Raw genomic sequence first — 11,109 nt, forward strand, 5'->3', positions numbered from 1 at the left:
GGTGACAGAGCGTCACCGTTAGTGCGCCAGGTCCGATCCGAGCTCCGGGGAGAGCAGTCGCAGACGCGTCGTCGAGCTAGGCGTGAACGGTGCCGACAGTCGCTTCACCCATGCTGGACTGGCGGTGTTTACTGTCAGCCATGACGGCTACTTAACGTCACCACCGGATGTGAGCCAGGGCCAATCTAACGGCGGATCCGACGATCATGGGAGAGACGTCAAGCGACTGACGCCGCCGTGGAGTTGGAGACCGTGGAGTCTATTAGTAGGGGCCGATGTTCAGGAGTCGGAAGTAGGGCAGCAGGTGCTCGAAGGGCCGTGGCCCACCGTGGGGCCACGGCAGAGAACCTGACGGACTGTCATTTTCTGCAAACCACGCTGAGGGCGGTGAGAGGGGTGCCGTGGCGGCGGATACCGGGTGAGCGGCGACTGGTTTCAGTCGCGCCTGGCGAGTTCGCGGCGGGCCGCATCAACGAGTTCGCCGTTGGTGTGTGCGTGGCCGGCCAGGCCCCAGCCGCCGTCCGGGGCCTCGGTGAGCAGGACCCAGGTGCGTTCGGCCAGGGTCGGGTCGGCGGCGGCCTCGGCCACGATGTCGGTCAGCCGACGGACGACGGCGAGTTGCTTGGCGCGGTCGAGGGCGCCGTGGTTGGTGAGGACCTGCACACGGACGTGGTTGTTGCCGCCGTCGACGTCGGACAGCGCGTGTTCGGGCAACTCGTGGACGAACGCGGCGGTGTTCTGTCGGAAGAGGGGGATGTCGGGAACCTGCTCGACGGCCATGACGGCGGCAGCCAGGTCCTGGGCGAGCTGTCGGGAGTTGCTGAAGGTTCCGGTCGTCGCATAGACGTCGATCATGGGCATCGCTGGGGTTCTCCCGGGCGCGTAGAGGAGGGTGAATGGGTGGGGGGAGGGGGCGGTTCGGGCTGCCGAGGCCGAACCGGGTGGCCTGCTGTGTGAGGTCCCGGGTAGGTGGCGCTCGGCAGACCCGAGCGCCAGATCCGGTCCGCGTCAGGAGGCCAGGAAGGCGAGCAGGTCCTGGTGGAACCGCTTCTTGTGGGGCTCGACGGACATCAGGCCGTGCGGGGCGCCGGGGTAGACCTTGAGTTCGGCGTCCTTGAGGAGCTTCACAGCCTTTTCGGCCGCGGCGCCGATGGGCACGATCTGGTCGTCGTCGCCGTGCACGAGAAGGGTGGGGATGTCGATGTGCTTGAGGTCCTCGGTCAGGTCGGTCTCGGAGAACGCCTTGATGCAGTCGAAGGCGGGCTTGATGCCGACCTGCATGCCCCACAGCCAGAAGGAGTCCCGCACTCCCTGCGACACCGAGGAGCCGTCGCGGTTGGCGCCGTAGAAGGGGACGCTGAGGTCCTGGTAGTACTGCGAGCGGTCGGCGAGAACGCCGTCGCGAATGGCGTCGAAGACGTCCAGGGGCAGGCCCTCGGGGTTGGCCGGGGTCTTGAGCATGAGCGGCGGAATGGCGCCGACCAGAACGAGCTTGGAGACCCGGGAGGCAGCCCGGCCGGCGGCGGCACGGGTCACCTCGCCGCCGCCGGTGGAGTGGCCGACCAGGATGACGTCTCCTTCGTCGGACCAGGGCGCGAACGCGGTGGCCGCGTTCGAGGAGCAGTTCGGTTGTCTGGCTACCCGTCTTGCCGGTAGACCCGATCACCAGAAGGTTGCGTTCCATGATGACCTCACTTTCAGAGGGGCCCGTGGCCGAAGGACATGGGTGGTGACAGGGAGGACCGGTCCCTACGCGGTCGCCCGTCTGCGGCCGAGGGCGTGGGCGACCGTGGCGGCCACCAGCGTCAGCCAGAACAGGGTCGCGGCCGCGAGCACTGCCCAGCTCACCGCCCGCCAGGCCGGTAGGTCCGCTCCGTGGGACCAGCGGATGACGAAGTTGGCGCTTGCCGCCACCGGGAACGAGAAGATCCAGTACCCGGTGTGGAAGGTGCGCAGGCCGAGGTCGGAGAGGAGATAGACCACGATGAGGATGGTGAAGGCGAGCAGGCCGGCGAATCCGTATCCGACGGCGTTCACGGGGCCGGGGTGAGCGGCCAGCCATGCCAGTCCGCCTGTCGCCGGCGGGATGATCAGGACGGTCAGGGTCGGCCGGGCACGCTCGGGCAGGCTGCCGCTGCCCACGAGGCTGCTCAGGATGACCGTGCCGAAGACGAGCCAGTACAGCACGCCGATGGCGAAGGCGGCGTCAGCCACCTTCGGCCACTGGACGACCGATGCGGTGATGCTCGCGATGATCGTGAACAGCGCATCGCTCACACCGATGGGGGCCGAGAGCGTGTTTGCGACCGATTGCCACGCGCCGCCCATTCCCGCCGCGCCGAGGGAGATCGACAGCAGGTTGATCCTTTCGGAGCGCGTGGCCCACCGGGTGTCGCCGGCCTCCGGAGCAGGCAAAACCAGTGCCGCGGGTCCGACGGAATCCCCCGTACTCGAATCAGTCGGAACGCTGGGGGCTTCGGATTTCATCGCGACCTCTTGGTTGTGCTCGTTCGCTGCTTGCGGGCGCCGTGCGAGCCGGGGCTTCGACGCAGGGCGGTCTTGGGGATTCGCGTGGTCACGCCGCCGCGTTGAGCAGCTTGGCCAGCACGTCGGGTCTCTCCAGCGCGATGAAGTGACCTGCTCCCGGGACCTGGGTGAAATCGGCGGATGGCAGCAGCTTCTTGTTGGCCTCCCGGTCCGACGGCCGGGACCAGTCCTTCTCCCCGTAGACGAGGTGGACGGGAGCCTCGACCTCGTCGTAGCGCGACCGGGCGGCGATAAGGCTGGGCAGGTTCCGGTACACCGCCCGTGCCACGGTCGCATAGCCGGGACGGCTGCCCACCCGCGAGAGCTCGTCCACGTAGTCCGCCGGCAGAGCGGCCTTGTCCCCCAGGCCGCCCAGCAGGACGCCGCGGAGGATGGCCTTGGTCTCCATCCTGGCCAGTACCGGCCCCACCACCGGTGTGAGCACACCACCGACGATCACCCGGGCAAGGAGGCCGGACCGAAGGATCCCGTCCCGGAAGTCGTACGCGTTGACCGCGACGACGCGCCTCGTTCGCTCAGGCAGATCGGCGGCGGTGGTCAGGGCGAGCACGGCCCCCATCGACTCGCCCACCAGCGTCACGTCGTGCAGGTCGAGTTCGGTGATCAGCCGCTCGACGGCCGCGCGCATCGCCGGCTCCTCGTACGACGCGCCGGGCACGATCTCGGAGTACCCCATCCCCGGCAGATCGAGGGCGTACACGGTGTAGTTGTCCGCGACCAGTGGAATGAGGGAGCGAAAGTGCTCGGCCTGCGTGCGCACGGTGTGCAACAGGATCAGGGGAGAGCCGGTTCCCGCTTTGAGGTAGCGCAGCGTTCCCTCGTGGCTGTCCTCGCCGCGGGGTGCGAGAGTGTGGCTGGTGGTTCCCGGAATGTGAATCGCGGGAAGCGAATGCTGGCTGGGCATTTTGTGGTCTTTCTTTGTATGAGCTGCAGACGAAACTCGAAAACGTAACCAGAATCCGTCAGGGGTGACTAGCGACTCTGTTCTTCCAGGAAGGCCGCGACATCTCCGGAGAATTCCTGGTAATGCTGGAAGAGGAATCCGTGGGCCGCGTCGGGGTAGATTTTGATGGCCGCGTTCGGCAGCAGACCTGCCAGCAGGTGGGAGTAACGCGGAAGGATCATCGGGTCGCTGTCGCCGTTGGCGACGAAGACCGGCTGGGTGATCCCCCGCAGACGCTCCAACTGCGCGTGGTTCGGGATGCCCCACTGCGTCACCGCGTCGTACTGTGCCAGCCGGGTCTCCCAGCTCGTGGTTGCGTCGTGCCCGTCGACGCGACTGCCGAACACCCGCCCGGCGACCGTCTGTCCCACCTCTGCGGAAGTGAAGAAGACGCGTACGTACCCCTCCGCGGACGGGACTTCGCCACCGACGGCCGCGATGACCTCGGGTGCCCAGCCGTGCATGTCCGGTGCGCCCTGCGGAGCGGCTGCGGCCAGCACGAGGCGGTTCACCAGGTCGGGGCGCAGCAGGGCCACCTCCTGGGCGACGAAGCTGCCGAGGGAGAACCCGAGCAGGTCGATCCGTGTCAGATCGAGCGCGGTGATGAACTCCACCGCGTCCTCGGCCATGGCGGTGACGGTGTGCGGAGTGCTGCCCGTGGTCGCGCCGACGCCCCGGTTGTCGAAGGTGATGACGCGGCGGCCCTGGGCGAGAGCGTCAATGAGAGCGGGATCCCAGTTGTCGAGGTTGCCGCGGAAGTGCTGCAGCAGCACCAGAGGCCGCCCGTCGGTCTCGTCTCCGAGGCTGCGATAGGCGTAGGTGACGCCGTTCGCCGCCTCGATGGTCTGCGTCTTGACATCCGCGTAGGTGCTCATTCCTGCGTTCTCCTCATTCAAAGGGCCGACATACTGACGCCCGCGCGCGGGCGGTCGTGCGACAGGCGAGCCGGCAGCCGTCGAGTCGCGAATCCCCGGCGGCTGCCGACAACTCGGTTCCGCTGCCCGGCACCCTGCCAAGTGCCTTGCGTCGGCACGGCCGGGATGGTGCGGGCGCCCCGTCAGCTCATCCCGTACTGGTCACTTGCTGCTGTCGGCGTCCGGACAGAAGCGCGCGAGTGACCTCGGCCGGCCGGTCGAGCTGCGGCCAGTGCCCCCCGCCCGCCAGGACGGTGAGCGTGGCGTTACGCAGGTGCTTGGCGATCTCCTCGGCGACTGCCGGGCTGAGGTAGGGGTCCTCGGCACCCCAGATGAGACGGAAGGGGATGTCGAGCTGTTCGAGCGCGGGCATGTTCTGGTCTTCGCGGGCCACCTCGGGCAGCAGCTGTGCCGTCATGTGGGCGAAAGCCGGTCCCGAACCCTGGCGGCTGAAGTTCTCGTCGATGAGCCGGCCCAGGAACTCGTCGTAGTCGATCTGCTCCTCGGTGCCGAGGATCTCGCGGAACTCGGTGCGCTGGAACTCCAGGATCTGTTCGAAGCGGGCCGGGCTGCGCAGGAAGTGCTGGCTCAGCGCGGACAGTTCGGGAGTCGCGAAGAACAGGATGAGTTCGGGGAACCGCAGCGACGGACTGTTTCCGTAGAAGCAGTTGAGCAGGGCCACCTCGGCAGTACGTTCCGGGTGGCTCAGGGCGAAGTTCACCGCCACGGCGCCGCCCGCGTCGTGGCCGACGGGGATGATGCGGTCGAGGTGGAGGGCGTCGGCCACGGCGAGCACGTCACCGGCCTGCTGGTCGAAGGAGTAGCCCGCGCCGGGCTTGTCCGAATCGCCGAAGCCGAGGAAGTCGAAAACGACGACTCGCCGACCCGATTCCGCGACGAGGGGCGCGATCTTGTCAAAGATTCCGAGGTTGTCAGGGAACCCGTGCAGCATCACGAAGGCCGGTCCGTTGCCCGCGTAGTCGCGGACATAGAGTTCACCCGCAGCCGTGGGTACGCGAAGCTCGTTGTATATCTGCTTGTCGCCGAACGACCTGTCTTTGTTGTGAGACATGATGATACTTTCTGTTCGCCGGACACTTTTTCGTCCGGGATTCTCGTCTTGTTCAGGACACGTCGCGTCCGCGGTTCGCCGCGTTCGCGTAGAAGTCGTCGATGTGAACGACGGACCGGAGGGCACGGTCCAGCAGGCTTGCGGCGATGCCGGCGCGGAAGCCTGATCCGCAGTGCACCCACAGGCGCGTCTGGGGCAGTTCGTCGATTCGGTCCAGGAGCTCGGTGAGCGGGATGTGCAGCGAGCCGGGTATGTGCCCTCGCACGCGTTCGTCGGCTCGGCGCACGTCCAGAATCACGTCATCGTCACCAAGGGTCGCGGGCACGTGAGCGAAGTCGACGCTGGGGTAACTGCTGTGTCCGAGACCGGCACTGATCTCGTCGAAGGGACCGGCCGCGGCACCTGCCAGGTGATCGATGCCGATACGGGCCAATTGGCGCTGCACGGCGGCGACGTCCGAGGAGCTCTCCCCGATCAGCGTGATCGACGAACCCCACGGCAGAATCCATCCGAGATAGATCGCGGACTGATCGCCGAGCTCGATACTGACAGAGCCGTCGATGTGGTTGGCGGCGAAAGCCTTCCGGCTCCGAACGTCCACAATCCATTCTCCCTCCCGAAGCCTGCGCCGCAGCTCCGCCGGACTCACCGGCTCGGGGGCGCTCAGGTCAGGGAGTGCAGGACCCGCCAGGTTCAGCGGTGCCATGTGGGCGTAATAAGCAGGGTAGGGGGTGATGTTTTCCAGCAGCTTTTCGATGAAAGACTGCTCGTCCGCAGCAGTGAATACATCGTTCCGAATCTTTTCCCGGCCGATTGCGCTGCGGTCATCGGGTGCCGTCTCCCCTGCGGAACAGAAACTCCCGAAGCCGTGGGTCGGAAATACCGGGGTGTCGTCCGGGAGCACGTCTCCCAGGCGTCGCACAGACTGGTACTGGAGGCCGGTCAGTGTCAGGGTCTGTGCCGGATCGACGAGGTCGGTACGGCCCACGCTTCCGTACAGAAGCGATCCGCCGGTGAACACCGCCGGCGACTGGTCCGGCCTCCGCGCGTCGCGGATCACATACGACAGATGGTGCGGGGTGTGACCCGGCGTCTTCAGCGCCCGCAGATGCAGGGAACCGAATATCATTTCGTCGCCGTCATTCACCGGAACTCGGTGAAACGAAACCGCGTCATCCGCGCTGACAAGGTATCGGGCACCGCTGCGTTGAGCCAGTGCAAATCCGCCCGTCACGTAGTCATTGTGGATGTGCGTCTCCACCACTGCGGCCAGCGTGACCCCGAGGTCGGCGACGAGCTTCTCGACCCGGTCTATATCACGTTGCGGGTCCACCACTATTGCCACGTGACCGTTGTGCACAACGTACGTCCGGTCGCCGAGCCCTTCTGTCCTCAGGATTTCGACGTCCACCGTAGTGCTCCTATCTGGATACCTGGTCGGCCTTCTGCTGGGGCTCGGGTATCAGGCATCCCGTATGCATGGCCTCCAGTGAAACCCAGCAAAACGCTGGGCTCCATCACATGAACAGGTGACACCTGTAGACGCCCTCACCAACTCGCCAGGCGCGGGGTCTCCGGACCCTCACGGGCGGTGACGGACACAGCGCGGGGACCGAACCGCCCAGACGTGTGCTACCGCGCACACGCTGGGTTCGTGGGCGGCGGCGTCCCTGACGCCATCGGGCCGCGGACGTCAGGAGCGGATGAACTCCAGCAGGTCCGCGTCCCAAGGGCGGCACGGTGTACGAGTCGGGCGCACCGGGCGATGTGCACCTGGGCGCCCGCTCGGGTGAGACCGACCTGGTCCCCGACGTGCCGTACGCATCAAGTGCGGACGCAGACCATCTCACCCCTGACGCCCGCGCAGGGCGGCCAGCGCCCGGTTGGCGCGGGTGTTCACACGAAGCTCGCTGCGGCCCTCGAAGACAAGGTGGACGCGACCACTGGCGCGATCTCGCCGAGGAGGCCGAGCGCGACGCGGCCGAGGCAGTCATCGGCTGCAAGAAGGTCGCCCGCCGGGTGTGCGACGGTGAGTGCTACGTGTCCCCCGACGACGACCCTACCGACCGGCAAGGCCGGTACTCTGAGCCAGAGTGCTTACCGTTTGGGATCAATGCGTGGGCAAGGGCCTGGGCCGACCAGGGAGCAGCTTGCCTCCTCAGTGAGCTTCGGGCTGCTCGCCGGGCCCGACGAGGCCCTCCTCGTGCAGGTGGTTGGCCAGTTGAACACGAGACTGCACGCCGAGCTTCGCGAAGATGGATCTTGCTTGGGTGCCCACCGTGTTGATGGAGACTCCCAACCGCGACGCGGCGGCCTTGTTCGTGTAGCCGGCGCTGATCAAGACGGCAACCCGCTGTTCCGCCGGCGTGAGCGCCGTCCAGCCGCGGGTCTGCTCAGCGGGCAACACCTTCCACTTGGCGCTGTCGGCACCGGCGTCGCGCATCAGCCGCTCCACCGTTGCACGGTGAGCCCGGGCATCCGCCAGGTCGTATTCATCCCAGGCACGGTCGAGTTGGGCGATTCCGTCGTCATGGCGGCCGGCCGCGAGCAGTGCACGCCCGTATGCGGCGGCTCCTCCACCGCGCAGAAGCGGTCTGGGGCTCGCTTGCAGGACGCTTGCGGCCCGCGCCAGCATGTCGAGGTCGTTGTCTCGAACACCGCGCAGTTGCAGTGCGATGCCCTCGAAGCTGGCTACACCCGGGTTGCGCCGGGCGGACTGCGACGCGGCCTCGACGACCTCTGCGGCGAAGTCCTGGTTTCGGGACTGGCCGCCGAATTCAAAGAACATACCGAGCCAGCACGGCCACAACGGCCAGTAATGAAAGGCGGCCCCGGCGCCCCGCAGCACCGGGGCCAGGGTCCGCATGGACGCGTGGAGGTCGCCTTGGCGGCCGGCGAGCCAGCCGCTCATGACGGCGATCCAGGGTTCCCGCACCGCCGGATCCGCTCCGGTGAGCTTGTCCACCGCTGCCAGTTGCGCGGCCGCCCTGTCGAGGTCGTCACGCAGCAGTGCCACTCCGGTGCGGACCACATGTGCGTCAAGGACGTAGAGGTTCGTGCCGAGCTGATGGCCCAGGTCGGCTACCGCCGCGGCGCCTGCCTCCGCGTCGTCGAGCTTGCAGAGGAGGAAGTCGTGCCACATTTGCGCGCTCTGCAGACCGGGCAGCATGTCGAGGCGTCCGCCGCCGAGCAGCCGGGCCTGGTCGAGCAGGGCCTGGGCGTCGGCATAGCGGTCCAGCAGTTGCAGCGAGGTGACCTCTTCCGCAAGGAAGGCGGAGCCGCTCACCACCCGCTGTTCACGGAAGTTCCGAAGCGCGATCCCGTGCCGACCCTCGTTACGGGCCGTCTCTCCGAGCGCCTGAAGGGCGAGCACGAGAGCTTCCCGGTCTCCTGAGGCACGGGCCTGCCCCGCGGCTTCTGCCGCCTCCTTCGCCGCGGTCTCGCCGGCGTCTGCCCGGGTCAGCGCCAGTGCGTATGCGGCACGGAGTCGTGAGTTCGTGCCCGGTTTCAGAGCCGTGCTCGCCAGTACACGCTCAAGGCGCTGCGTGAGTTCCGTGACGCGACCGCTCAGCCACAGAGCGCGAGCGGCATCGACGTGCACTTGGCCGACGATGTCGCTGTCGTCCTGGCTGGCGATGACGAGGTCGGCGACAGCGATCGCCTCGCGCACACGCTGGGTACGGGCCAGTACGGTCAGGCAGCGCAGGCTTATAGCCAGCCATTCCGGCTGGCTGGGGTTCAGCGCGCGGAAAGCGAGCGTGGCCAGGTCTCCGGCGTCGTCACTGCTGAGCCCGAGCCCGGACAATCGCTCGGCGGCGGCAACCAGAACGTGCACGACCGCAAGGTCGCCAGGTTCCACGGCCAACCGGGCATGCGCGGCAGCGGTCAGGGGATCCCCCGCTTCGTTGAGGTAGTAGGTCGCGAAGCGGGTGTGCAGGTCGCGCATGACCTTCCGAGGCAGCGTCTCACGGACCGCCGCCCCGACGAGATCGTGGCGCATCGAAAGCCCCTGCTCGGTCGCCGATACGAGGCGGGTGGCCAACGCAGCCGGTATCGCAGAACCGGCACTTGGCAGCAGGGCGACGAGATCCCGCATCGGCATCGGCCGTCCCGCGGTGGCAAGCACCTCCACCAGGTCTCGCACGTGCCTGTCCATCGCTGATACCTGCTGGGCGACCGCCGTCTGGAACTCGGCCACGAGAGTGGCCTTGTCGTCACCGTGCGCATGCGCTCGGGCCACGGAGTCGATCATCTGTTCCACGAACAACGGATTACCGCCGGTTGCAGTGAGGTACCGACGAGTCTCCGCATCCGGCACGTACCCGAGCCGGTCCCGTGCGACAGACGTCACTTCTGATCCGCCGAGCGGCCCGAGCTGCTCGTGCACCACTCGAATCGCTTCGTGACCAGTGAAGTCGTCGAACGGTTCGTCGCGGCTGGTCAGCACCCAGGCGACCGGCAGGCCGGCGAGCCGTGGCACCAGGGTGCGGATAAGGAAGCGGCTCGCCGCATCGGCCCACTGCACGTCATCTATCGCGATCAGCACAGGGCCTCGCGCGGCCACTTCCTCGAAACGGTCCGCGAGCAGCAGCGGCTCGTCAGCGTCCCCGACGATCTGGGCGAATTCGTCCGCGGTCAGTAGCGGTTTTGGACCGGACCGCAGGAGACCCAGAAATGCCGCGCCGGGCCGGATCTGCTCGATCTCATCGCATTTGCTGCGGGCGACCCGCAGAGACATGGCTGCAGCCTGCGCGCAGAGCTCGGACATCACCGCGGTCTTGCCGATCCCGGCCGGGCCGGAGATCAACAGGACAGAGCTTGTCTCGTGCTGCTTGACCGCTCTCACACCGCTCAGCAGTCGTGCAAGCGCCTCCCCGCGGCCACGCAAAGGCTTCGCTCTCACTGGATCACCTCGCGGCCATAAGTCCGAGCAAGCTACGTCACCAGGGGCTTGCAGTCGCCATGGGGTGACGTGCCGGCAATGATATCGACTCTCGGCACACCGTTGATCCACTTTCGGGTTGGTGAAGCCGGTGGTTGCAGGTCAAGTGCGCTATGGCAGCACTTTCGGTACGGGACACAGGCACCTGTCGCCCCCCATTCCGTCGGCTGTGGGTGCGAGTCCCGCCGGTATCGCCAGGACATGCCTCTGACGAATCGCTCTTGCAGGTTCTCGAAACTGCTCCACTGGCGCCGTCAGCAGTGCCGCAGCGGGCGCAGGGCTTGGAACGGCATGCCTCGCAGCTGCTCGACGTGGTCGGGATCGGTCCAGACACGGCGGTCGCTCTGCTGATCACGGTGGGGGACAACCCGGAACGGCTCGACAATGAGGCGTCGTTCGCCGCGCTGTGCGGTGTCAGCCCTGTCGAGCGTTCCTCGGGGCGCCGGCAGTTCCGTCGCCTCAACCGTGGTGGCGACCGGCAGGCCAACGCCGCGCTCCACCGCATCGTGTTCACCCGCTTGAGGGTCGACGCGCGCACCCAGGACTATTACGAGCGCCGGATCAAGGAGGGCAAGACCCGGCGCGAAATCGTCCGCTGCCTCATTGGGGAAGTATCGATGCTGCGGCCCAACCCATGGGCCGTGACTCCCCGGTGAGTGTCGGGGGACGGCCTCGTTGCCGTGCCGCGCTC

The 11,109-nt window shown here is 67.2% G+C and carries 7 protein-coding genes and 2 pseudogenes; 1 reads left to right on the forward strand and 8 read right to left on the reverse strand.

Annotated features, from left to right (window positions below):
- Positions 1-435: 435 nt before the first annotated feature.
- From ACWCQS_RS24650 to ACWCQS_RS24685, 8 genes and pseudogenes are all read right to left on the reverse strand, one after another.
- Positions 436-861 carry a tautomerase family protein gene (locus ACWCQS_RS24650; protein WP_451006444.1) on the reverse strand — a complete coding sequence of 142 codons (426 nt, stop codon included), beginning with the start codon at positions 859-861 and terminating at the stop codon, positions 436-438.
- Between the two features lie 147 nt (positions 862-1,008).
- Positions 1,009-1,584: pseudogene (locus tag ACWCQS_RS24655) on the reverse strand (alpha/beta fold hydrolase); the annotation flags it as partial.
- A 165-nt stretch (positions 1,585-1,749) separates the two neighbouring features.
- The gene (locus tag ACWCQS_RS24660; protein WP_451006445.1) at positions 1,750-2,277 is read right to left on the reverse strand and encodes an SLAC1 family transporter; all 528 of its coding nucleotides are present in this window, start codon (positions 2,275-2,277) and stop codon (positions 1,750-1,752) included.
- A 298-nt stretch (positions 2,278-2,575) separates the two neighbouring features.
- The gene (locus tag ACWCQS_RS24665; protein WP_451006446.1) at positions 2,576-3,451 is read right to left on the reverse strand and encodes an alpha/beta fold hydrolase; all 876 of its coding nucleotides are present in this window, start codon (positions 3,449-3,451) and stop codon (positions 2,576-2,578) included.
- A gap of 68 nt (positions 3,452-3,519) precedes the next feature.
- The gene (locus ACWCQS_RS24670) at positions 3,520-4,365 is read right to left on the reverse strand and encodes an alpha/beta fold hydrolase (RefSeq protein ID WP_451006447.1); all 846 of its coding nucleotides are present in this window, start codon (positions 4,363-4,365) and stop codon (positions 3,520-3,522) included.
- A 187-nt stretch (positions 4,366-4,552) separates the two neighbouring features.
- The gene (locus ACWCQS_RS24675) at positions 4,553-5,476 is read right to left on the reverse strand and encodes an alpha/beta fold hydrolase (RefSeq protein ID WP_451006448.1); all 924 of its coding nucleotides are present in this window, start codon (positions 5,474-5,476) and stop codon (positions 4,553-4,555) included.
- A 52-nt stretch (positions 5,477-5,528) separates the two neighbouring features.
- Positions 5,529-6,887, reverse strand: a complete 1,359-nt coding sequence (locus ACWCQS_RS24680; RefSeq protein ID WP_451006449.1) for an MBL fold metallo-hydrolase — start codon at positions 6,885-6,887, stop codon at positions 5,529-5,531.
- Between the two features lie 747 nt (positions 6,888-7,634).
- A complete protein-coding gene (locus tag ACWCQS_RS24685) occupies positions 7,635-10,379 on the reverse strand; it encodes an AAA family ATPase (RefSeq protein WP_451006450.1) in 2,745 nt (914 codons plus the stop codon).
- A gap of 341 nt (positions 10,380-10,720) precedes the next feature.
- On the opposite strand from ACWCQS_RS24685, the pseudogene ACWCQS_RS24690 reads away from it, so the two are divergent.
- A pseudogene (locus ACWCQS_RS24690) lies at positions 10,721-11,020 on the forward strand (transposase); the annotation flags it as partial.
- Positions 11,021-11,109: the final 89 nt, after the last annotated feature.

It is taken from the genome of Streptomyces sp. NPDC002076 (genome assembly GCF_053593835.1).